Source organism: Klebsiella spallanzanii (assembly GCF_902158555.1).
Taxonomy (GTDB): Bacteria; Pseudomonadota; Gammaproteobacteria; order Enterobacterales; family Enterobacteriaceae; genus Klebsiella; species Klebsiella spallanzanii.
The window spans coordinates 275,424-298,876 of record NZ_CABGGS010000043.1 but is presented as its reverse complement, the minus strand read 5'-3'; the positions used below and the strand labels follow the sequence as shown (position 1 = coordinate 298,876).

The following is a 23,453-nucleotide window of genomic DNA, read 5'->3' as shown; positions in this document are numbered from 1 at the left end:
TGCCGACTGTGGGAAAGATAAACAGAATCTGATTTTGCTACCTGCGGACGCAGGTAGCGGGAGAAAACTTACTTCAGCGAACCCACCAGCGCTTTGCGGCTCTCTTCAAGGGAAACCACGCGATTACAGACATCTTTACCAAACTTCTGGAAGTCTGCTTCCTGATTTTTCCATTCATTCTGAATGGCCGTTTGCAGGCCACCGAGGCTGCCGAGAATCCCTTCCAGCGGGTTACCGCCGCCTTTGAGGACCGCTTTCGCCCCCATCTCATTGATGCTGTCCTGCAGGATCCCACCCATCGCCTGATTCACCAGCTGCTGACCGTCGGCCCGCACCTGATCGATGGCTTTATAGTGGAAAGTCAGCCCATCGTTGCGATGCTCGATAATGCGGGCCATCTGCGTTTTCAGTTGTGCATCAAGCTTAGTCAGGCGGCTATGCATGCTGCTGCTGGCACTCACCTGTTCAGTAATAATTTTATCCAGCGCGGCGCGGCCTTTTTCTACCCGCGTACGTGCGCCTTCATCAATCCATGGCAGGCTGCTGCGCAGACCGGCCTGGTAATCCTGGGCCTGCTCGCGCTGTGCGGCGCTCAGGGAATACGCTTTTCCGTTGTAAGTCAGGCTGCCATCGGGCTGAATCACCAGATCGCCGTTTTCGCCCTTCACCTGCACCTGCTGCGGGCTGAGGATGACATCGTCACGCGGCGTGACGCTACACTGGTAATCTGCATGTGCAGACAAAGCGGTGACGGAAAGCGCCACTGCTAACAGCGTTTTGCGCATCATTTTACTCCCTTAAGACAAAACGGGCCGGCAGTTGCCGACCCTTGTCAAACTTAGTCCCACCAGATATCAAAAAGTTCGCTGGTTCGCACATCGGCAAGCCCGCGCTCTTCCAGCCACTTACGTACGGCAGCCTGGTGTTCCTCAGTACATTTACCGATTTCCTGCATGCAGATCAGACCTTCCCAGGAGAGATAGCCGCTACCGTCAAAGGCCAGCTTATTCGGCTCAATCACTTCATCAATCAGATCGTTAACGGTCTGATCGATCTGTTCTTCGCTGGTTCCTTCCGCAAAACGCCACGCGACGGAAAAACCGACTTCCTGAAATTCGTCGATATGCATTTTTTTACGCAGACGACGGCTACGATTCGTTGCCATTATTTCACCCTCTCGAACATTAAGTCCCATACGCCGTGGCCAAGACGATGACCACGCTGTTCAAATTTGGTTACCGGGCGCGATTCCGGGCGCGGTACATAGTCGTTGCTCTCAGAGCGGTTGCGATACCCTTCAAGGGAAGACATCACTTCCAGCATATGCTCCGCATATTGCTCCCAGTCGGTCGCCATATGGAAAACACCGCCCAGTTTCAGCTTGCTTTTCACCAGCTCGGCAAAAGGTGCCTGAACGATACGGCGCTTATTATGCCGCGCTTTGTGCCACGGATCAGGGAAAAACAGCTGCACCATATTAAGGGAGTTATCCGGGATCATGGTGTGCAGAACTTCCACCGCATCGTGGCACATGACGCGCAGGTTCTGCACGCCCTCTTCTTCAGCGGAAGCCAGGCAGGCGCCGACACCCGGAGAATGCACTTCAATGCCGAGGAAATTCTGTTCCGGTTTCTCTTTTGCCATCGCCACCAGCGAAGCACCCATGCCAAAACCAATCTCCAGCGTGACCGGCGCTTCACGGCCAAACAGCGCGGTGAAATCGAGCGGCGCATCGGTGAATTCAACGCCCATCACCGGCCAAATATTATCCAGCGCGTGCTGCTGACCTTTCGTCAGGCGGCCCTGACGACGGACAAAGCTGCGAATACGGCGCAGCGGGCGGCCGTTTTCATCGAATTCCGGAGATATGACGTCGTTTTTCATAAAAGTTAAGTCTGCTTGTGAGATGTGTTCGGAAAACGGGCATTATCCAAAGTTACCCGGCGGATGCAAGGGTTTACAGCCTCTCGCCCTTGTGCTGCAATCTGCCACCTTATAATAACTATCCCGGAGCCGTCGCTTTGACTTTTCTCGCCGCGCACTTTTCAGCCCAGGTACTGGACTGGTACGACAAATACGGACGTAAAACCCTGCCCTGGCAAATCGCTAAGACGCCCTACAAAGTATGGCTCTCCGAGGTGATGTTGCAACAAACGCAAGTGGCGACGGTCATCCCCTATTTTGAACGCTTTATGGCGCGTTTCCCAACGGTTACCGACCTGGCGAACGCGCCTCTCGATGAAGTCCTGCACCTGTGGACCGGGCTGGGCTACTACGCCCGCGCGCGCAATTTACATAAAGCGGCACAGCAGGTCGCCACCCTGCACGGCGGGAAATTTCCGCAAACGTTCGATGAAGTCGCCGCTCTGCCGGGCGTTGGGCGCTCCACCGCGGGCGCGATTTTGTCCCTTTCCCTTGGTCAGCATTATCCGATTCTCGACGGCAACGTGAAACGCGTGCTCGCGCGCTGCTATGCTGTCAGCGGTTGGCCGGGAAAAAAAGAGGTTGAGAAACGCCTGTGGGATATCAGTGAAGACGTTACGCCTGCCAAAGGGGTGGAACGGTTTAACCAGGCGATGATGGATCTCGGCGCGATGGTATGTACGCGCTCAAAGCCAAAATGCGAACTTTGCCCGCTAAACAACGGCTGCGTGGCCTACGCAAATCATTCATGGGCGCAATATCCGGGTAAAAAACCGAAGCAGACGATCCCCGAACGTACCGGCTACTTCCTGCTGATGCAGCACGGCGACGAGGTGTTTCTCGCCCAGCGCCCGCCGGTAGGTCTGTGGGGTGGATTGTTCTGTTTTCCGCAGTTTGAAGATGAAGATGCGCTGCGTAAGTGGCTGGCACAGCGTCAGATTAAGGCCGATAATCTGACGCAATTAACCGCGTTCCGCCACACTTTCAGCCATTTCCATCTGGATATTGTGCCGATGTGGCTTACAGTGCACTCATCCGGCTCATGCATGGATGAAGGGGGCGCACTCTGGTATAACTTAGCGCAGCCGCCGTCCGTCGGCCTGGCGGCCCCCGTGGAGCGCTTGTTGCAACAGTTGAAAGCCGGAGTACCGGTTTAGATTTCTGGCGATTAAAGAGGATTAATAATGAGCAGAACGATTTTTTGTACTTTCCTGCAGCGCGAAGCCGATGGCCAGGATTTCCAGCTGTATCCAGGCGAGATTGGCAAACGTATTTATAACGAAATTTCCAAAGAAGCCTGGGCCCAGTGGCAGCATAAACAGACGATGCTGATTAACGAGAAAAAACTCAGCATGATGAATCCGGAACACCGCAAACTGCTGGAGCAGGAGATGATCCAGTTCCTGTTTGAAGGTAAAGACGTGCATATCGAAGGCTATACGCCGCCAGAAAAACAGTAAGGGCCTGACGGGCCCTTTACCACAACAAACACAACACGCACTCCCGGAATGATGAAAAAATACTTAGCGCTCGCGCTGATTGCGCCCTTGCTCGTTTCGTGTTCCAGCTCTACCAAAAAAGGCGCCGAGTATAACGAGGCGTGGGTGAAGGACACTAACGGCTTTGACATTCTGATGGGCCAGTTCGCCCATAATATCGAGAACATTTGGGGTTATAACGAAGTCCTGCTCGCCGGGCCGAAAGACTACGTTAAATACACCGACCAGTATCAGACCCGCAGCCACATCAACTTTGATGAAGGTACCATTACCGTCGAAACCATCGCCGGTACCGATCCGGCCGGTCGTCTGCGGCAGGCTATCATTAAAACCCTGCTGATGGGCGACGACCCTAACTCCATCGATCTCTATTCCGACGTCGATGATATCCAGATTTCGAAAGAGCCGTTTCTTTATGGCCAGGTGGTGGATAACACCGGCGAGGCAATTCGCTGGGAGTGGCGCGCCTCGCGCTTCGCCGACTATCTGCTGCAAACCCGCCTGAAAAGCCGCAGCAACGGCCCGCACATGATCTACAGCATCACTATCAACCTGGTGCCGAACCACCTCGACAAGCGTGCGCATAAATACATTGGCATGGTGCGCCAGGCCTCACGGAAATATGGCGTTGACGAGTCGCTGATCCTGGCGATTATGCAAACTGAGTCTTCCTTTAACCCCTATGCGGTCAGCCACGCCGACGCTCTCGGGCTGATGCAGGTTGTGCAGCACAGCGCCGGGAAGGATGTGTTCCGCTCGCAGGGGAAATCTGGCCTGCCAAGCCGTAGCTATTTGTTCGAACCGGCGAATAATATTGATACCGGCACTGCCTACCTGGCGATGCTGAATAACGTCTATCTGTCGGGCATCCAGAACCCAACGTCACGCCGCTATGCGGTGATTACCGCCTATAACGGTGGTGCCGGCAGCGTACTGCGGGTGTTCTCCAGCGATAAGATTCAGGCCGCGAATATTATCAACAATATGACGCCTGGCGACGTTTATCAGACTCTGACGAGCCGCCATCCGTCCGCCGAGTCACGCCGTTATCTCTACAAGGTTAACACCGCGCAGAAAGGCTACCGCCGCAAGTAACCTTCCAACCGCCCTTGTTTCTTCAAGGGCGTCCTTCTTCTGCTATACCCAATATTGCTGCGCAACTCTTTTGCGATTTTCTGCGGCAGTTAACAAAAGCATCCATCGCACAAATGATAGAATCCAACCAAAATAACGCCATAAATGTTATTTAAAACACATAACAATTCTATATCCGTGAGGATCAAAACATGAATCTTAAGCTGCAGCTCAAAATACTGTCGTTCCTGCAGTTCTGTCTCTGGGGAAGCTGGCTGACCACGCTCGGCTCATATATGTTCGTCACCCTCAAGTTCGACGGTGCGGCCATTGGCGCAGTGTATAGTTCGCTCGGTATCGCGGCGGTGTTTATGCCGACGTTGCTCGGTATCGTGGCCGATAAGTGGATCAGCGCCAAATGGGTCTATGCGATTTGCCATCTGGTTGGCGCGCTGACGCTATGGCTCGCCGCCCAGGTCACCACGCCGGGCGAAATGTTCCTGGTCATCCTGCTCAACTCGCTGGCCTATATGCCAACGCTGGGCCTGATTAACACTATTTCGTACTATCGCCTGCAGTCTGCGGACATGGATATCGTGACCGATTTCCCGCCGATTCGTATCTGGGGCACCATCGGTTTTATTTTTGCGATGTGGGGCGTGAGCTTCTCCGGCTTCGAATTGAGCCATATGCAGCTCTATATCGGTGCTGCGCTCTCCGTACTGTTGGTGCTCTTCACTCTGACACTGCCGCATATTCCGGTGGCTAATCAGCAGAAAAACCAGAGCTGGACTTCAATGCTGGGCCTTGATGCCTTCGCGCTGTTTAAAAACAAGCGTATGGCGATCTTCTTTATTTTCTCGATGATGCTGGGTGCCGAGCTGCAAATTACCAATATGTTCGGCAATACTTTCCTGCACAGCTTTGATAAGGATCCGCTGTTCGCCAGCAGCTTTATCGTGCAGCACGCATCGGTGATGATGTCGATTTCGCAGATCTCGGAAACCCTGTTTATTCTGACCATTCCGTTCTTCCTGAGCCGCTACGGCATCAAGAACGTGATGCTCATCAGTATCGTGGCGTGGATGCTGCGCTTTGGCCTGTTCGCCTACGGCGACCCTACCCCGTTTGGCACCGTGCTGCTGGTGCTGTCGATGATCGTTTATGGTTGCGCCTTCGACTTCTTTAACATCTCGGGTTCGGTATTTGTGGAAAAAGAGGTTCGCCCGGAAATCCGCGCCAGCGCTCAGGGAATGTTCCTGATGATGACTAACGGTTTCGGCTGCATACTTGGCGGAATGGTGAGCGGTAAAGTGGTGGAGCACTTCACCGTCGAAGGGATTACCGACTGGCAGAGCGTATGGCTAATTTTCGCCGGCTATTCGCTGGTGCTGGCATTTGCTTTCGTCGCGCTGTTTAAATACAAGCACGTTCGCGTACCAGCCGGTGCGCAGACCGTCGTACATTAAATAAACGGCTTCACCCGAGATGTACGAATAAAAAAAAGCGCCCCGGTGATATCAACGGGGCGCTTTTTTTATGCTTTCAGCACATAGCCATACAACCGCTTAATGCCGTCAGAGTCCGTTTCGCTATAGACCCCCTGGAGCTCCGGCGAGAAGCCTGGCAGCATATTGACGCCCTCTTCCAGCGCCAGAAAATAACGCAACACCGCGCCGCCCCAGATTTCGCCAGGCACCACGCACAGCACGCCAGGCGGATACGGCAACGCGCCTTCCGCAGCAATCCGCCCTTCGGCTTCGCTTAAGCGCACCAGCTCCACGTTACCGCGAATAAACTCGCGGTTAGCATCCTGCGGGTTCATTACCGCGCGCGGGAAACTTTGCTTGCGGAACATCTCTTTTTGCAGATCCTTCACGTCAAAACTCACATACAGATCGTGCATCTCCTGACACAGCTCGCGGATAGTGTAATCCCGATAGCGTACCGGGTATTTGTTAAAGATGGTCGGCAGCACGTCGGCCAGCGGCGTATCGGATTCGATATGCTGTTCAAACTGCGCCAGCATCGCCACCAGTTGCGCCAGCTTCTCCGCGCTTTCGGCGGGTGTCAGCAGGAACAGAATTGAGTTCAGGTCGCACTTCTCCGGCACGATACCGTTCTCACGCAGATAGTGCGCCAGAATGGTCGCCGGAATGCCGAAATCGGTATATTCACCGCTTTCGGCATCAATACCTGGCGTGGTCAGCAACAGCTTGCATGGATCGACGAAATACTGGTCGCTGGCATAGCCCTCAAAACCGTGCCAGCGCGCACCCGGCTCGAAGCTGAAGAAACGGCGCTCGCGGGCGATAGCCTCGGTGGGGTGATCCTGCCACGGACGCCCCGCCACCACTGGCGGAATAAACGGCTGGATCATTTTGCAGTTGGCGATAATCGCTTTACGTGCTTCGATGCCCAGCGCCACGCACTCGGCCCACAGGCGGCGTCCGCTCTCCCCTTCGTGGATTTTGGCGTTGATATCCAGCGCCGCGAAAAGCGGGTAAAACGGGCTGGTTGAAGCATGCAGCATAAAGGCGTTATTCAGCCGCTTATGTGGGCAAAAACGTTCCTGCCCGCGCAGGTGATTATCCTTTTTGTGGATCTGCGACGTTTGTGAAAAACCAGCCTGCTGTTTATGCACCGACTGGGTGACAAAAATGCCCGGATCGTTTTCGTTAAGATCCAGCAGCAGCGGCGAGGTGTCGGCCATCATGTCGATAAACTGTTCGTAGCCGACCCATGCGGAGTCAAACAGGATGTAGTCGCACAGATGGCCGATTTTATCCACCACCTGACGAGCGTTGTAGATGGTGCCGTCGTAGGTGCCCAACTGGATAATCGCCAGGCGGAACGGACGCGCGGCATCCGCCTTCTGCGGAGCCACTTCGCGGATAAGCTCGCGCAGGTAACCATCATCAAAGCAGTGCTCATCAATCCCGCCAATAAAACCAAACGGATTGCGCGACGCCTCAAGATAAACCGGCGTCGCTCCCGCCTGAACCAGCGCGCCGTGATGGTTTGATTTATGGTTATTACGGTCGAACAGTACCAGATCGCCACGGGTCAGCAGCGCATTGGTCACCACCTTATTCGCCGCCGAGGTGCCGTTAAGGACAAAATAGGTTTTATCGGCGTTAAAGACCTTCGCGGCGAACTTCTGCGCATGTTTGGCCGAGCCTTCATGAATCAGCAGATCGCCAAGCTTAACGTCAGCGTTGCACATATCGGCACGAAAGACGTTCTCGCCAAAGAAGTCGAAAAACTGCCGCCCTGCCGGATGCTTCTTAAAGAACGCACCGTGTTGATGGCCGGGACAGGCAAAGGTGCTGTTATCCATCTCCACGTACTGGGTCAGGGTATCGAAGAACGGCGGCAGCAGGTTTTCTTCATAACCGCAGGCGGCGGCTTCCAGCTCCAGCCACTCTTGCTCTTTACCGCTAACGATCGCCATCACGCCTTGCGGTTTTTCGAGGTCAACTTCACTGAAAAGAAAGACCGGCAGGTTAAAGCCCGTGCGTTTCAACAACGAAAGAATGCCGCTGCGGCTGTCCGCTGCGGTAATGACGACTGCCGCCACATCGGTAAAATCAGTACTGTCGAGGGTCACCACGCGACGGTGGGTTGACAGGCGGGATACCAGCTCGTGGCTGGCGGCAATGTGCATTGATTTCATGAGCGCGAATACCCGTTTCCGGAGAGTAAAAGGCTTCAGCCAGGGCATATACGCTCTGGCCAACGAACTGTCAGGGTCTGACTGGATCCCAGCTCCGACCGCCAGACATCAGTAAAAGCAGACCGCGTCCGCTCTTACTGTTGTCCTGCAGTGAGCATACGTTACGCTCACCGCATGGTGGGCAGAGGGTGCAGAGTAAGGGTAGCAAGACGAGGCTGTCTGCGCATCTGTACGCAACGGTGATGTCGTGGCAATGTTGTCATCCCGGCGGCCTCATGTCTGAAGAGAAGAAAATTCGCGCAATCATGTCACCTTTATATAGGGTGCGCAAGATGAAATACGTATGCAGTCACCTCACTGATACACAAGCCTTTTAGCCAGTTTCACGTCATAATAATGCAGTCATTAGGGATAATTAACAGGAGTTTTGTTTTGGTTACAGGGCCATTTATTAACGCCAGCGCGGTCCTTTTGGGCGGCGTGCTCGGCTCACTCTTAAGTCAGCGATTACCGGAACGGATCCGTACATCGATGACATCTATTTTTGGTCTCGCGTCATTAGGCATAGGTATTCTGTTGGTGATCAAATGCGCCAACCTGCCGGTGATGGTGCTTTCAACGCTGGTAGGCGCGCTGCTCGGCGAAGTGTGCAATATGGAAAAGGGCATCAATACGCTGGTCAGCAAACTCCAGCAGTTGCTCTCACCGAAAAAAGGACTAAAAAAAGCCTCTGCGCATGAGTCCTATATTCAAAGCTACGTCGCGATTATCGTGCTGTTCTGCGCCAGTGGGACCGGGATTTTCGGCGCAATGCGCGAAGGGATGACCGGCGACAACAGCATCCTTATCGCCAAAGCATTTCTCGACTTCTTTACTGCCACCATTTTTGCCTGCACCCTGGGGCTAGCCGTTTCAGCTATTTGCGTGCCGATGCTGGCGATACAGCTGGCGCTGGTAGCCGGCGCATCGCTGATTATGCCTCTGACCACGCCGATGATGATGGCAGACTTCAGCGCCGTCGGCGGCATGCTGCTGGTCGCAACCGGTCTGCGTATCTGTGGGATTAAAATGTTCGCCGTAGTGAACATGCTGCCCGCACTGGTACTGGCCATGCCGATCTCCGTGGCCTGGGCCGCGTTTTTCGCCTGAAGATGCGTGCTTTTGATTCAATGTGGTGATAGATTGTTCAGTCTGCTACGAAATAGATAAATTTCGTTGACGAGGTGCAGTGAATCAGGTTTAATGCGCCCCGTTGCCCGGATAGCTCAGTCGGTAGAGCAGGGGATTGAAAATCCCCGTGTCCTTGGTTCGATTCCGAGTCCGGGCACCACCTTTCCTTTTTTATGCTTCCCTATGAATTCCTATGTGTATGTAATTCAATAAGTTAGCGTAAAAATCTTTCCAGATGCGTTTTGATTTATCCCTACGTATCCGGAAAATTTGGGGTCAGATTGAGGGTTCATTCAGTTCGATGAACGGAGAGACCCTCATGTTAACTGACAGCAAGATCCGCGCCGTGAAACCCCTCGCAAAATCCTACAAGCTCACCGATGCACAAGGTCTGTACCTGACGGTATCCACCAGTGGCTCTAAGCTATGGTATTTCCGCTACCGTTTTGAAGGTAAGGAAAATCGTCTGGCCTTCGGCCCCTATCCGCAGGTTACGCTGGCAGATGATAAGGGCGTACATGACGTTGCCGGGCGGGTGCGCCAGCATCTGACCAAAATCATGCGTCACGCCGTACAGCAGGGAACGATTAAATATAATCCGGCTTACGATCTGGATGGTGTCGTGACCCCGGTTGTGACCCAACATCACCCCGCCCTGCCCCTGAAACGCCTGCCGGAGCTGCTGGGCAAGATTAATGGCTACAAGGGGCGGGAACTGACCCGTCTGGCGCTGGAGCTTAATCTGCACGTTTTCCTGCGCTCCAGTGAGCTACGTCTCGCCCGTTGGGATGAGTTCAACCTGAAAGCCCGTATCTGGACGGTGCCTGCACAGCGGGAAGCGGTTAAGGGCGTGAGATTTTCATCGCGTGGCGCAAAGATGAAGGATGAGCATCTGGTGCCGCTATCCGCACAAGCTGTCGCCCTGCTGGAACAGATAAAGGAAATTACCGGAGAGTCCGTTTTCGTGTTTGCGGGTGCGCACTCCATGAACAAGCCGATGAGTGAAAACACTATCAACAAGGCGCTACGGGTGATTGGTTACGACACCAAAACTGAGGTCTGCGGTCACGGTTTCCGCACGATGGCCTGTAGCGCCCTGAACGAATCCGCGCTGTGGTCTAAGGACGCTATCGAGCGCCAGATGAGCCACAAGGAGCGTAACGGCGTGCGGGCGGCGTATGTGCATAAAGCGGAGCATCTGGAAGCGCGTATGGAGATGATGCAGTGGTGGTCAGATTATCTCGACGTGAGCCGCGAGGGGTACGTTGCACCGTACATTTATGCGCGGCGGCATAAGGCGGCCTGACCCAGCGGCAATATAATTTGTTGATAATGAAAAAGCAGATGCTGATTGAATCCGGATCTGCTTTTTGTATTGAAAGGAATTACCTTGCATTTTTTGGTTGTTAATAGGAAAGCGCACAAAATTATTCTACGTAGAATAATTTTGTACGAAAATCTATCAATATTTCGTGAATCAATAGGTAAATAACGAAAACTATTTGAGGAGAATAATTTCAGGCGAAAGCTGCCAGACAATCTGCACCAGAAACTGATTTACCGGTACGCCATAACTGCACCAGTTCAATGCCACCGTTTACCTGCGCCAGCACGCCGTCGCCTGTCTGTGTCAGGACTGCGCCAGATATTATCGGATAAACATCGAACTGCGCCAGAGTGATGGCCCTTTCAGCCCTTTGGCCTTTTCCGGTCTGGCGCTGTTACCCTTAACCACCCTTTACCTTTATCTGGCCTTTTTCCCTTTGCTGGCGCAATCATCAGAAAAAATACCGCAATGCTGCACCAGAATCCTGTTAATAGGCTATACCGTTCGTAAGTACCTCTATTAAGAGGAAACCGTACAAAAAATTTCTACGTAGAAATTTTTTCGGTGGATAACGATGAATAAAGGGTATTTTATAATATGATGGCTATCAAAAATCGCCCCCAAACATAACCAATTGATTTATCATGAATAGTTATGAGTTTAATAGCCGATGATTATTGTTCCTATCAATATTGATAGGAAAGTATACAAAAAATTTTGGCCCCAAAATTTTTTGTACGAAAACCAATGAATCGCGCGAGATTAATAGGAAACTACCAAAAATTATTTGGGGCAAATAATTTTGTACGGAAAACGATGGATAACCCGCTCTTTTCAAGGCAGCGGCTATCAGTCGGTATCCCTTCGCCCATAAACCTGCGCCACATACCGCCCGCGCCCGTCGCCGTGGCCCAAATCCATCGCCGTCATTGCCAGCGCCTCTTTCTCACAAAATCCCTGCGCCAGATAATGATAAATAGCATCCTGCGCCCACGCATAGCGCAACGAGTGCGGAGAATATGCGCCCGTTAACCCGAGACGTGCCGCCTGGCTGTGCCAGTATTTCATGGCGGTTTTCAGATCCGGCCTGTCAATCAGCCTGCCGTGACGATCTTCTGTCACAGCCAACGCATTATCCAGCGCTTTTTTGACAGCGACAGTATCAAGAATAATTGTCTCACGAGGTCGCCCGCCTTTGGTGCCAAACACCACAGTTAAGCGGGTGTCACCACGCTCCAACGCCTGCCGCCACGTTTTCAGCGACTGTACGTTCTGCACCGCCTCCTGCGAGCGTAATCCCATCAGCCTTGAGATTTCCAGCGCTGCTGCCAGCCCCGGATCTTTTGCGCGGGCCGTCTCCAGCACGTCACGATAGTGCTCCGGCGTAATAGCCAGCTTTGTACCGTTGCGGGATGCGCCGGACAATCCCAGCGAACGGTTATTCAGCCGCTCACTCTGCGCCAGCCTGTCACGCCCGGCCTGTTTCAGAATGCAACGCACTGCCGCCATCTCGTTTTGCAGGGAACGCTTCGTGATGCCCTGCGCCAGCCGTTCACGGACATAGCCTTCAATATGCCGTGCCTTAAGCTGCTCCACCCGGCGGATCTGCACATTTTGCGCCAGTACCAGACGCTCACAAAACCGCTGCGCCAGCTTAATGCGGTCGTGAACGGTCTTATGGCTGCCGCCCGTCTGTTGTGCAAGCCGCTTCATTTCCTGCTCCAGAATCCCCATATTTTCCCCCTTTCATGATTGCCGCAAACTCATCTCCAAAAAACCAACACTGATACAGCTTTCCCCGGCGCGTAGGCCGATAGCCCCTGTTTTTTGTCGGGGCTGCGAACGATACCTGAGCGCCGGGGCGGTCGCCGTTGAGGTGTGGTGGGGCTTCGGTTGTGCTCTCTGAGCAGCCGCCCGCCTTAGCGGGTCATCCCCCGGATCGTCCTGATCCCCCTCCGGTATCGGTTCATGTTCTCCTTATTGGTCAAATGGCCTGAAAAGGCGGTGTCAGGATCCAGTCGTGAGCTGGCGCAGTTGAGTTGTCTGGTGCAGGTCGAAAAGGCTGCGTGCGTCACTTTCCCGCTCTGCGCGGTTAAAGTGACGCACTGGGATGGTGCAGTGTCTGAAAATTTATCGTCTGGTGCAGTTTTACGGCCACGCGGCAGCAAAGCCTGACGGCAATGCAGGCCGCAGCCCGTAAAGGTAAAAGGCGCCGAGGGTATCAGCAGATATAAGTTAGCCGGGAGAATTCCGGCGCGGTGCAGATTCAGACCAGCAGGCTGGCGCAGTAAAGGGGGGTATTGTGTTAAAACTCAGGCCTCCGTCGCGATGTTCTGCGACCCGGTGTTTGCAGAGGTCGGCACCGGTAAACGGATCAACCGTCCTGATAACAGGCGCTTCTTTCAGGTTGCGAAGCGTTGGGCGCTGTCAACGACAGCATGGAGCAGGAAGGAGACTATACCAGTATCGATGGTGCAGAAAGGAAAAACTGTTTGTGCGTCAAAAAGGATTTTTGCGAACCTGAACTGCCGCGCTTCGCTTGCCTTCTCCCGATCTTCCGTCTGCAAATGCAGGCGGAAGATCGGGAAAGATGATTTAGCAATTTTCGGGCTTACGGTAGCGGGAAGGCCAGATGTGCTCCGGCGCAACGCCCAACGCTTCTGCGATCAGCCTTTCTCCTTTGGGCCAGTGGCGGTTAAGCGCATTTGCCAGCGTGGAGGACGCCAGCCCTGATTTGCGGGAAACGGCGGACAGCGACGTCCTCTGCTTTTTCAGCGCCGCGATAATGTCGGCGGAATGCCAGTCGGGTTGCATCATGCCGCCACCTCGTCGATAAACTTCACGCCATCGGCGGTGCGCAGCCAGCGCGGGGCTTTCATTTCCGCCGCGAAGTAGTTGATCAGGTCATACAGCAGATAACTCAACTGTTTCTCCTTTTCAGAAGAAAATCCCTGCTCCGCCAGCGTCTGCGTCAGGGCGAGGCAGTAGCTACACAGCTCGGTGCATTCCGGCCCAAACTCGGGGGAATTCGCCGGGAGGGTGTCGACGGTCAGGCTTTCAACAAGATGGGGCGGGACGGGTTCTAACAGCGTGGGCTGGAGCAGCGCCAGAGCGGCGTTGAGCCTGCCGCAGAGCGCCATTTTCAGCGTGGGGTCGTCGTTTTCAATCAGGGTTTCGGCGAAGTTTTCGCAGTGGCTGGCAAGGACAGTGAAGTCCGTGGCGGCATTGAAGGGAACAGCAAGTAACGGGTGTGTCTGGGTGAGGGTCGTAGCCATAGTGGCAACCTCCAACAAAAGTTGATAAACCACCACCTGAGAGGTCAATCTCATGGGTGGTGGAACTGGACGGAGTTGACCTTACCGGCTTTGTTGGCAACCGGCGCACCTTGCGGTGCCCCCGCCCAGTCCACCATTGAGGTATAGCCGTGCGTACGACATAAAAAAAGACGCAGGCGCGTCAATATGTCGCCAACAAAATATATTCAGGAGGTCAATCCCGGCACCTGATTTTGCAGGTACGGGTAAACGATACCGCGATTAGGGATTAACAGCAAGCGCAGTTGTGGAAGACAGGTCGCAGAAAATAAAAATTCCGCAGACAAGGCCGCCATAACAGTAAAGGTTTAATATCTGTTAGCCTGCATGTCGCTATTGTGAAATGTGATGAATGTCAATAAGTTGTATAATACGTCGAGCCGTTGATAAAACGGGCCCCTAATAAAGAAAAAATGCCGTACTATCTCTGATATAAGCAAGAAAACTCAGGCGCAGCTTTCTTTTCTGCTGGAATATTTTAGCTATTCAATACGAAGCATTTTGTAACGATGAATTCAATCTTCTATCTTGAACGTACTTTTACACACGGTGACAAGACGTACACAGAGACAGAGTTGCTGGCTGCATCAACGCACATTGTTGTGTTAGCCGAACCCGGCGGCGGGAAAACGGAGCTGATGAAGAGCCTTGCTCTAAAACTGAATTCTTCTGTCTCAAATGCCAGCGTATTTGCTTATGTGGGAGCAGATAAAGAAAATAGCCCGCTGATAATTGACGCCGTTGATGAAGTCGCCAGGATTGATCAATCAGGTATCCATAACCTCCTTGCACGCGCCAGAACATCAAAGCCGACTCGCGTCATCATGTCGAGCAGGTCAAGCGAATGGGGACTGGCTTCCACCGGTATTTTTGAGAGATTTCTTGGTGTCTCCCCTATGATTGTGAGGCTGAGAGAATTCGACCAAAACGAACAACACGCCATCTTTAAGCACCATGCACCAGAAGAAGACTTCTTTGCATTCCAGACCGAAGTTACACGGTTTAGTTTAGAGATGTTGTTACCAAACCCTCAGTTTCTGAAAATGTTCACCGATGCCTATTTAGAAAGTGACAGGCGATTTGCTGACAAACGTTCAATCTTTGCTTTAGCAGTCGAACGACTGGCTAAGGAAGTCAATCAAGATATCCCGAAAGCCCCTGTATCTCTTTCAGTTGCACAGAAGGTTTCATTTTCTGCCGAGGTTTATGCCAAACTTCTGTTGTCGGGCGCAGAGGGAGTCAGCACCATCGACGCGACTGCAAACCGGATGTATCCCATGCTGCCAGCATTGTTTAGCGGCAGTACTGCCTGTAACGACATATTGTCAACGCAACTTTTCAAGCCCGGCGATAAGGAAGACCAGCACCGCCCGGTCCACAAGATTGTCGCTGAATATTGTGCAGCGGATTATCTCATTAAACGAATAGCCGATCCTGTGGATGTCCTCACTTTACCAAAGTGCTTGCCTGTTATTGCACCGAACGGTATTGCCAGAGATGAGTTGAGAGGTCTGCTCGGATGGATGGCAGCATTAGGCAACAAATCGATACAGGGATCCATTATTGAGCTTGACGCCTATGCGGTACTCGCAAACGGCGATCCATCGCAGCTTGAACGCTCATCGAAACGACAGCTTCTCCATCGACTCAAAGAGATTGAAGCCGCAGATCCTTACTTTCGTCGGAGTGATTTCTGGCGCCGGTTCAGCGCGGCTGGTTTTTTCACGCAAGACGTTGTTGAGGAAATAAAGCCTCTTTTAACGATGGGCAATGATGGTCATTTACGTGATTTAATTTTAGAACTTCTGGCAGACTCTCCAGTAAACAGTCAGTTGGTGCCTGAATTGAGCCAGCTTACGTTAAATCCCAACGAGTCTGAACATATTCGAACCTTAGCAAGCAGATGCTTACTCAATGTCAAAGAATACGATTTCATTGGCGCTTTGGCCGTTTTGATTTTTGAGGCCAGTCATATTTCACTCAATATTGCAGCTAAAGTCATCGAAGCCACGGGGCCAGAAAAATTTAACCACACGTATATCTCTGGATTCTTACGCGTCTGTGCGAACCTCTACCCCGATCACAAAGAAGAATTTGAAAGAGTGATCGGCTCTCGTTATTTTATTAAGAAGCTAATCTCCTGTTTTTCACATCATACTCTTGAATTTCTTCTCGACGAATTAACCCATAATCTTCATTGTCACTGTGGAAAAAAATCCTATGAGTGTGATTGTCGTAATGGAATAAGCAAGATCGTTGGTTCAATGGTCGATCGCTATTTTGAACTGGCTCAAGCACCATTTGATCCTGTGAGGATCTGGCAATGGATAGGTAATCTCAATTTTCATCGCCAATGCCAACCCGATCAAAGCAAATCGGTACAGGTGCTTAGGGAAAATGATACTCTTCGTCAGGAGATCATTGCTTATGTATTCGGGCCATTAACGGATCGTAAAGAGATATTCAACATAAGAGTAGAGAAATTCGACGGACATCTGCACTCACATTCAGGCCTTCATTTATGGAGGAATGACTATAAATTTATCCTCAATCTGGCGTTTGAAACAGATAACGTTGACCTGTGGGCGAGTTTCCTTGTCAACCATCAACGTTACAAAAACAAGGAAGAGCAAGGCCCAGATGATTTGCGGACACAAATGCGTCAGCACGCCCTTTCCAGACCCGCATTTATGCGCGAATGGGCCCGATTCAATAATGCCATGAAATTATCCGAACAGGAGCATCAGGTTTGGAGATTCAGACATAGCCGAAGTATGAAACGCCATGATCGAAAGCAACGGGAGATCCACACCAGAAATATAAAATTCGTTAATGAAAACAGAGAGATTGTAGAACGTGGCCGTCACTGGCGTTGTCTGGCGCGTTTTGCGGAACTTGTGCTCATGAATCCAGAAAGAATTGAATTAGAATTTGGTGACGAGAAACTGGTTCGGACTGCGTTGAGAAATTGCCTAGATTTTATTACTCCCGAGGTTCCCACACTTCCCGAACTAGCGGCCCTGCAATGCGAATCCAAATGCAGACATTCTGTGATGATTTTATATGCCGCCTGTCTGGAGATTCTACGTGCAGAAGGCAATCTTGAATGCGTCAATATTGAGTTACTTACAGCCTTAAGAACTAACATTCACATGGGATACCACTCAGTTTCGACGGAAGAACGTGATGTGCTACAGACTGAAATCGACCGCCTCATTTTTCCTGATAGTGAAAGTGCTGAAAAATATCTCCGACAGTACATTGAACCCCAACTTGCTCAGCCATGCCCTCACCCTGAAATCTGGATGTTAAGTGGAGAAGAGATCTTTCGTCATTCACGCGCTAAACTTTCCATTGAATGGCTTCGCCGTTTTACTGAATTATCCCTTGACTCAATGGACACACTTTTCGAAGTTGCAGCTCAATACGGCGATCGTGAGAATTTAAAAGAGATTATTGCAGGGCGTTGCTCAGATATGATGTCAGGCTGGCCTGATCCGACAGATAATGAGGATATTGAACGCAAGCGAATATTCTGGCTGGTACGTGAGTATTACTTTCTGGAGAATATTACGGCCACTTATTGGGCATGGCTAAAATCTGATAAAGATAATTTACGGCATTTTTATGAACGTTCCGGGCGCATGAGTCGAAGTGAGCACAGTGCCTGGCCGGAGCTTACCTCAATTAAGATTGAAGCCATTTTAGACGCGTTCATTGAACACTGGCCGCATGTTGATCTGCCTGATAGCTGGGATAGTGATAGCCCTAGAGAAGAGAAAGCCTACCGCTTTTTGACTGACTTGATTTGGTCAATTAACTCGGACACTCCCGACAATGCAATACCGGTGCTGGACAGTCTTCTTGACGATCCACGTTTCACCAGTCTGCATAAGGAGTTACAAAGCATATATGCCGCTCAGATCAGAAAAAAAGCGCTCAGGGATTTTGAGCCACCAACGCCAGACGAGATAGTTCAACGTCTGGATTGTGATTCAGTTGTTACTGTTGAAGGCCTGCGTCAGTTAGTTCTTCAGGAGCTTCATGATTTCCAGAAAGCGATTGATGGCGGGGAGTTTAACTCCGCAGATCGCTTCTATGAGAAAAATGACCGCCTTGATGAGGTAAAATCCACAGAGATTATTGCAGAACGTCTGAATTTAAGACTTCAGCCTCAGGGCATCGCTATAACTCCAGAGCATCAGTTGAAAGGGAAAAACAGGAGTGATTTCACGGCATCTAAATTGATTGGCGAAAGAAGACGGTTGCTGGTTACGGAAGTCAAAGGCCAGTGGCACAGAGAGTTATATTCTGCCGCTTCAGCCCAACTCTATGACCGTTATTCCATTCACCCTGATGCCGAACAGCAAGGTATCTTTCTTGTCATATGGTTTGGAGAAAGCGAAACCGTTGCTGGCCGCAAAACCCACGGAATTAAAACCGCTCAGGAGCTTAAAATTAGTATTGAAGCAGTACTACCGGCTGATCTCCGTGGTTTAATTGATGTTTTCGTTTTAGATGTTTCACGGCACGGTGACCGCCAACGCTAGCAATGTAGATATTATATTTAAAATATAATATCTACATTATTTGATATATATCAAATAATTTTGCTTGATTACATGACTGTATATGAATACAGTATACACAACATATAGTATTTTTTATCAAAAATGATACTACATGTTCAAAAATGTAACTCTACATAGGTGCTAATACATATGCCAAATAATACAAAGAAAACCTCTTCAACAATTGCATCACAAGCAGCTCAAGTGCTGAAAGATCCTAATGCTTCAGCTATTCAGAAAAGTTTAGCCGGATCTGCCTTATCTCAATCTGGGACTTCAAACCAAACGGGTGGCGAAATGGAAACTACAGCCTCAAAAGTTTTAAATAGCCCTAAATATAGTGACCAAACAAAGACTCTTGCTGCTTCAGTTCTTTCCCAAGCCAATAAAGATCGGAAATAATAGCATTTTTATATCTATAAGCAGCTACATGTAGCTGCTTTTCTTCTGATAATTTTAAATGTCTACAATGGAAATAATTGTATGGACCAATGTAAAAATGACGTTATATTAGAACATATCAAAAATTATAGTAAACATATTGATGAATTTAGATCTCAGGCAAATTCACAAGGGATCTGGTTATTTATTTCAACCCTTGGATGCTGGAGTGTAAATATACCACTAATTCAAGTTATCGCGGCAATTTTGTTATTCTGTATATTTATATTTAATTCCAAACAGGAAATGACTGACAAGAGAGCGTTTCATAAAATAGAAAAAGATATAGAAAAGGATATTGATAGTAACCTAACAGGAGACAGCAAGAAAGCCAGATTATATGACTTGGGATTAGTTGAGGAATATAGAAAATCAATTATACCCGTTTTAAAAACATCACCAATATTTATTGTATGTTATATTTTCTATTCTATTAGCTTTTTGGTCTTTTTTTCCAATCTATTTCCCCGAATGAAATTAATTTTCAACTTTTGAATTGTAATCAAACCTCAAGCATTAAAATAATGTTTGAGGTTGTGTAGCTATTATTAAATATCACATTAACCATTAAATATACCTGATGACTTCAGACAGCGGATATGTCTGACAACAATATATCATTGATAATTTTATTCATAAAGCTACCACCTTATTGGCAAATAATACCAATCAGGCATTAACTAAATCCCCCAACGTCACCATCAACATCATCGGATCTATCGGCGACGGCTCGAACCCCACCCGCAGGTAAAACTCCCGCGCTTCATCCGACAGAGCGTGAACCAGCATCCCACGAATGCCGATAGTCTCCGCCACCTGAATCACCCGCAGCCCGGCATCCCGCATCAGCGCCCGTCCAACGCCCCGCCCATGCAGCGATTTATCCACCGCCAGACGGCCCAGCACCACAACCGGGATCGGATCAGGCATATTGCGGCGAAAACGACCGGGCGCAGTATTTGTCGTTACCGCGCTGGACGCCAACGAGTAATAGGCCAACACGTTAGAATTGCTGCCGCAACAGACAAACGTGCGGGATGCGCCAGTGGCATGATTTTTCATTGCCCGCTGTTTCAGCCAGTTATCCATAGAATCCACACCGCAGCAAAACGGGGTAAGAATATGCCCAGCATGAAGCGGCTCAGGGACGGAGATCATTTTTCCTGCTCCCACGGCGCAGGGGTCTGCATAGTTTTACGCAGCGCGGCATTGGGCGCAGGAGCCTGATCCAGACGGGCAAGAAATTCCTGATAAGCCTGCGGATCGGCCATAATGATGCGTTGCTCGATCAGCGCCTCTTCTGCGGCGGCGCGGGCAGCTTCCAGCACAAAGTCAGTGCGGTTTTTCCCTCTGGCTTTCGCCGCCCGATCAATAAGATCGCGCTCGGCGGGCCTGATGCGCAGGTTCAGGGTTTCGCGTTTCATCGCCATACTGTTTGCGGCTGGCATAGTGTTGTCCTCTTGTGTTTCTGTGGATATTAATTATACAACATGCGTAACGCAGATGTCATTACGATAAATTTAGAAGGAATCAAATCGGTGTATCGAACCGAGAGGCTTTCTACTTATTTTAATCTACCTTTATGATTTAAAAGTAGAAATGAGGGTCAACCTCTGGGTCTTGACAATAAGTAGCAGAAGAATTTATGATAGAAATCAAATTGGTAAGTAATTGAATGTTCCCGAGTCCGGCACCACTATTTAAAGAACCCAGCCTATGGCTGGGTTTTTGCTTTTGTGGGGAATGGAAAGCTGAAACGGGTCAAGAAGCAGCCAGAGTGTCTGGAGTATTTTCTGGTGAATGAACTGGCTCACCTACTGGAACGTCATCATAACGAACACTTTCACCTGGATATGGACCGCTTTATCCCTAACTGGCGAGAACGACGGAATTGACTCAATAATATGTAGCTGGCGTTTGAGGCATGAGAATATTGACGGGTTCCTGGTACCCATTGTTGTTTGAGTTTATTTATTGGTGATTTTGTCTATTGTGGCACGACAGTGTGGGGATTTTTTAAACTTGTGATGTGATTAACCAAGCAGCGATTTTTCGTGAGTATGATCCCCAGCCCGTCGCCGCTCTCGAACCCGATCAGCCTCTGGACTGGGATGATAACCACTGCTCACTTTGTGTTATTTCGACACGTCCGCGGCAAAATATTCATTAGAAATCCGCTGGTAGGTGCCATCGGTTTTAATCTCCGCGATGGCGGCGTTGATCGCCTCACGTAATTGCGGATTCCCTTTACGGATCAGTACCGCTTCCTGCTCGGCATCGGCTCTTTCGGCAACAATTTTTACCGGTGCGTCGGGCTTATGTTTTTTGAAATCAAGGAACGACAGGTTGCTGTTGATGGTCGCATCCGCCCGGCCCTGCGAAACCAGCGCAATCGACTGGTCAAAACCATCCGTTCCCACCACCTCAGCGCCGTTCTCACGGGCGATTTGCGCATAGTTACTGGTCAGCGTATGGGCCGATTTTTTACCTTTCAGATCGGCGAAGGTGTGAATGTCTTCATTCTTCTCATTGACGATCAGCACCGCTTTCGGCGTGATATAGGGGACGGAAAAGTCATACTTAGCCTGGCGCTCGGGAGTAATCGAAACCTGGTTGATCACCGCGTCATAGCGGTTGGCATCCAAACCTGCTACCAGACCATCCCATTTGCCTTCCACAAACTCGGCTTTCACCCCGATCCGCTGCGCGATTTCACGGGCGATATCGACGTCAAACCCCACCAGCTTTCCGGACGCATTATGGTAAGTAAAAGGAGGGAAAGTCCCCTCGGTGCCAACTTTAAAAACGCCCGCCGATTTTATCTTCGCCAGGTCGTCCTGCGCCCAGGCCGCATGTGCGACGCTCAGTTGAATGGCGCTAGCCAGCAGTGCGGTCATTAATACTTTCATCATTAACTCCTTAATCAGGATGTCGTGTTGTTTTTTTAAATTTCCCAGGAATCCGGGAATGTTTCTGTCAGCGTGGAAATAAACAGCTGCGTGCGCGTCTTCTTCGCCCGGGTAAAAATCTCTTTTGCGCCTCCGCTCTCGACGATACGCCCGGCCTCAAGGAAGACCACCTGGCTGGCGATATTCGCTGCCAGGCGCAGATCATGCGTGGCCATCAACATGGTGGTTCCCTCCTGCGCTAATTGCCGCAAGACGGCGATGACCTCCAGCGACAGCTCGGGATCCAGCGCCGAAGTGGGTTCGTCGCACAGCAGCACTTTCGGTGAAGGCGCCATCGCCCTGGCAATAGCCACCCTCTGCTGCTGCCCGCCAGAAAGCATTGCAGGCCAGGCGTCCCGTTTGTGCAGCAACCCCACTTTAGTGAGGAGCTCTTCAGCCCGCGCCTGCGCGCGCTCAACGGGCCATCTCTGCACCACAATCAGCCCCTGCATAATATTTTCCAGCACCGACAAATGTGGAAATAACTGGAAGTTTTGAAAAACCATCCCGGTTTGCTGGCAAATACGGCGAATATCTTTTCTTTTTGGCGCTGAGTCGGGCGAAAAGGATATATCCTCATTACCAATAGTTAATTTTCCAGCCTGCGGAATTTCCAGTAAGTTAATGCAGCGTAATAATGTACTCTTGCCACTTCCCGATGGGCCAATTAGCGCCGTGACGCTACCCTCAGGGATCGTCAACGAAATATCGTGCAATACTTTCTGGTTAGCGAAACTTTTCTCAAGTGCGGACAGCGTTATCATGATACTCATCCTTTACTACCGTATTTCTCTCTAACCTTATTTCCAGTCGGGATTGCAAATAAGATAAAACGGAACTGATTAATAAATAGAGAATGGCCGCTTCGGTATATAGAATTAACGGTTGGTAAGTCACCGCAGCAATACGCTGGGCGGCCAGGAAAAGCTCCGGCACGGTGATCACGGAAGCCAGCGAGGTATCTTTCACGAGGGAGATGAAGGTATTCGACAACGGCGGCACCGCCACCCTGGCGGCCTGCGGTAAAATAATATATCGCAGCGATTGCGCCCAGCTCATACCGATAGAGTGCGCGGCCTCCCACTGCCCTTTGGCAACGGAAAGCAAGGTTGCGCGAATGACTTCAGACGTAAATGCCCCAACGTTCAGCGTAAAGCCGATAACCGCCGCCGGAAACGCATCCAGGGTAATCCCCACGCTCGGCAGTGCGTAAAATATCAGAAACAACTGCACCAGCAGCGGCGTGCCGCGAATAATCCACACATAGAATCGTACCAGGCTTTTTAGCGGCGCAGGCCCGTATAAACGTATTAACGCGACGATAAACCCCAGCAGCAGGCCGAGGGAAAATGAAATCAATGTTATGGGGATAGTAAAAACCAGCCCGGCGTAAAGCATCGGCCAAAACGAGCTTATTGCGAGTGAAATAAATTCCGGCACAGTTCACCTTTTATCTGTCATCTTTCTTTATTGCCAAACGCTTAATGGGGTTCAGCTTATAAATGGAGCT

General features: G+C 50.6%; 21 protein-coding genes, 1 tRNA gene and 1 pseudogene. 11 read left to right on the top strand and 12 right to left on the bottom strand.

Translation table 11 applies throughout. The annotated features are described in order from the left end of the window. Positions 1 to 68: 68 nt before the first annotated feature. The 3 genes from FN082_RS22070 to trmB are packed head-to-tail and all read right to left on the bottom strand — an operon-like array spanning position 69 to position 1,884. Positions 69 to 788 (bottom strand): YggN family protein, encoded by a 720-nt coding sequence (locus FN082_RS22070; RefSeq protein ID WP_142982371.1) that lies wholly within the window; start codon positions 786 to 788, stop codon positions 69 to 71. Between the two features lie 50 nt (positions 789 to 838). Further along, positions 839 to 1,165 (bottom strand): YggL family protein, encoded by a 327-nt coding sequence (locus FN082_RS22065; protein ID WP_142464938.1) that lies wholly within the window; start codon positions 1,163 to 1,165, stop codon positions 839 to 841. Beyond that, complete coding sequence (gene trmB / locus FN082_RS22060) at positions 1,165 to 1,884, bottom strand: tRNA (guanosine(46)-N7)-methyltransferase TrmB (RefSeq protein WP_142464939.1); 720 nt, start codon at positions 1,882 to 1,884, stop codon at positions 1,165 to 1,167. Before trmB ends, FN082_RS22065 begins: the two co-directional genes overlap by 1 nt. Positions 1,885 to 2,021: 137 nt before the next feature. Between trmB and mutY the strand changes: the two genes are divergently transcribed. From mutY to FN082_RS22040, 4 genes are all read left to right on the top strand, one after another. Beyond that, positions 2,022 to 3,080, top strand: coding sequence for an A/G-specific adenine glycosylase (gene mutY / locus FN082_RS22055; RefSeq protein ID WP_139540384.1), 1,059 nt, complete (start codon positions 2,022 to 2,024; stop codon positions 3,078 to 3,080). A 27-nt stretch (positions 3,081 to 3,107) separates the two neighbouring features. Beyond that, entirely contained in the window at positions 3,108 to 3,383 is a 276-nt protein-coding gene (locus FN082_RS22050; RefSeq protein WP_139540385.1) for an oxidative damage protection protein, read from the top strand. A 48-nt stretch (positions 3,384 to 3,431) separates the two neighbouring features. Further along, positions 3,432 to 4,517: a membrane-bound lytic murein transglycosylase MltC gene (gene mltC, locus FN082_RS22045; protein WP_142982370.1), complete on the top strand. Its 1,086-nt coding sequence runs from the start codon at positions 3,432 to 3,434 to the stop codon at positions 4,515 to 4,517. Between the two features lie 191 nt (positions 4,518 to 4,708). Then, positions 4,709 to 5,965 (top strand): nucleoside permease, encoded by a 1,257-nt coding sequence (locus FN082_RS22040; protein ID WP_139540389.1) that lies wholly within the window; start codon positions 4,709 to 4,711, stop codon positions 5,963 to 5,965. Between the two features lie 68 nt (positions 5,966 to 6,033). On the opposite strand, the gene FN082_RS22035 is transcribed toward FN082_RS22040, so the two are convergent. Then, positions 6,034 to 8,172 carry an ornithine decarboxylase gene (locus tag FN082_RS22035; protein WP_139540391.1) on the bottom strand — a complete coding sequence of 713 codons (2,139 nt, stop codon included), beginning with the start codon at positions 8,170 to 8,172 and terminating at the stop codon, positions 6,034 to 6,036. 432 nt (positions 8,173 to 8,604) lie between these two features. On the opposite strand from FN082_RS22035, the gene FN082_RS22030 reads away from it, so the two are divergent. The 3 genes from FN082_RS22030 (at position 8,605) to FN082_RS22020 (ending at position 10,648) form a co-directional block, all read left to right on the top strand. Beyond that, a complete protein-coding gene (locus tag FN082_RS22030) occupies positions 8,605 to 9,321 on the top strand; it encodes a DUF554 domain-containing protein (RefSeq protein WP_139540392.1) in 717 nt (238 codons plus the stop codon). 105 nt (positions 9,322 to 9,426) lie between these two features. Then, positions 9,427 to 9,502 (top strand) — tRNA-Phe (locus FN082_RS22025). A 159-nt stretch (positions 9,503 to 9,661) separates the two neighbouring features. Next, on the top strand, positions 9,662 to 10,648 hold the full coding sequence (locus FN082_RS22020) for a tyrosine-type recombinase/integrase (RefSeq protein WP_142982369.1): 987 nt from the start codon (positions 9,662 to 9,664) through the stop codon (positions 10,646 to 10,648). A gap of 870 nt (positions 10,649 to 11,518) precedes the next feature. Here the strand turns inward: FN082_RS22020 and FN082_RS22015 are convergent. From FN082_RS22015 to FN082_RS21995, 3 genes are all read right to left on the bottom strand, one after another. Then, entirely contained in the window at positions 11,519 to 12,403 is an 885-nt protein-coding gene (locus FN082_RS22015) for an integrase domain-containing protein (RefSeq protein ID WP_142982368.1), read from the bottom strand. Between the two features lie 861 nt (positions 12,404 to 13,264). Continuing rightward, entirely contained in the window at positions 13,265 to 13,486 is a 222-nt protein-coding gene (locus tag FN082_RS22000) for a helix-turn-helix domain-containing protein (RefSeq protein ID WP_142982367.1), read from the bottom strand. Continuing rightward, the gene (locus tag FN082_RS21995) at positions 13,483 to 13,944 is read right to left on the bottom strand and encodes a hypothetical protein (protein ID WP_142982413.1); all 462 of its coding nucleotides are present in this window, start codon (positions 13,942 to 13,944) and stop codon (positions 13,483 to 13,485) included. Before FN082_RS21995 ends, FN082_RS22000 begins: the two co-directional genes overlap by 4 nt. 548 nt (positions 13,945 to 14,492) lie before the next feature. On the opposite strand from FN082_RS21995, the gene FN082_RS21990 reads away from it, so the two are divergent. The 3 genes from FN082_RS21990 (at position 14,493) to FN082_RS21980 (ending at position 19,490) form a co-directional block, all read left to right on the top strand. Further along, positions 14,493 to 18,533 (top strand): NACHT domain-containing protein, encoded by a 4,041-nt coding sequence (locus FN082_RS21990; RefSeq protein ID WP_142982366.1) that lies wholly within the window; start codon positions 14,493 to 14,495, stop codon positions 18,531 to 18,533. 171 nt (positions 18,534 to 18,704) lie between these two features. Beyond that, positions 18,705 to 18,956 carry a hypothetical protein gene (locus FN082_RS21985; protein ID WP_142982365.1) on the top strand — a complete coding sequence of 84 codons (252 nt, stop codon included), beginning with the start codon at positions 18,705 to 18,707 and terminating at the stop codon, positions 18,954 to 18,956. 81 nt (positions 18,957 to 19,037) lie between these two features. After that, a complete protein-coding gene (locus FN082_RS21980; protein ID WP_142982364.1) occupies positions 19,038 to 19,490 on the top strand; it encodes a hypothetical protein in 453 nt (150 codons plus the stop codon). 174 nt (positions 19,491 to 19,664) lie between these two features. Here the strand turns inward: FN082_RS21980 and FN082_RS21975 are convergent, their stop codons facing one another. Both FN082_RS21975 and FN082_RS21970 read right to left on the bottom strand, forming a co-directional pair. Further along, a complete protein-coding gene (locus FN082_RS21975) occupies positions 19,665 to 20,153 on the bottom strand; it encodes a GNAT family N-acetyltransferase (RefSeq protein ID WP_142982363.1) in 489 nt (162 codons plus the stop codon). After that, positions 20,150 to 20,443, bottom strand: a complete 294-nt coding sequence (locus FN082_RS21970) for a type II toxin-antitoxin system TacA family antitoxin (protein ID WP_032692864.1) — start codon at positions 20,441 to 20,443, stop codon at positions 20,150 to 20,152. The genes FN082_RS21975 and FN082_RS21970 overlap by 4 nt, the downstream gene beginning before the upstream one ends. A 303-nt stretch (positions 20,444 to 20,746) precedes the next feature. Between FN082_RS21970 and FN082_RS30360 the strand changes: the two are divergent. Next, positions 20,747 to 20,890 (top strand): annotated as a pseudogene (locus FN082_RS30360) (YgjP-like metallopeptidase domain-containing protein); the annotation flags it as partial. Between the two features lie 240 nt (positions 20,891 to 21,130). Here the strand turns inward: FN082_RS30360 and FN082_RS21960 are convergent. Genes FN082_RS21960 through FN082_RS21950 form a run of 3 tightly spaced genes read right to left on the bottom strand, consistent with a single transcriptional unit; the run spans position 21,131 to position 23,341 of the window. Then, entirely contained in the window at positions 21,131 to 21,904 is a 774-nt protein-coding gene (locus FN082_RS21960; protein WP_142982411.1) for an amino acid ABC transporter substrate-binding protein, read from the bottom strand. Positions 21,905 to 21,939: 35 nt separating this feature from the next. After that, entirely contained in the window at positions 21,940 to 22,707 is a 768-nt protein-coding gene (locus tag FN082_RS21955; RefSeq protein WP_142462090.1) for an amino acid ABC transporter ATP-binding protein, read from the bottom strand. After that, positions 22,685 to 23,341, bottom strand: coding sequence for an amino acid ABC transporter permease (locus tag FN082_RS21950; RefSeq protein ID WP_376767763.1), 657 nt, complete (start codon positions 23,339 to 23,341; stop codon positions 22,685 to 22,687). Before FN082_RS21950 ends, FN082_RS21955 begins: the two co-directional genes overlap by 23 nt. Positions 23,342 to 23,453: the final 112 nt, after the last annotated feature.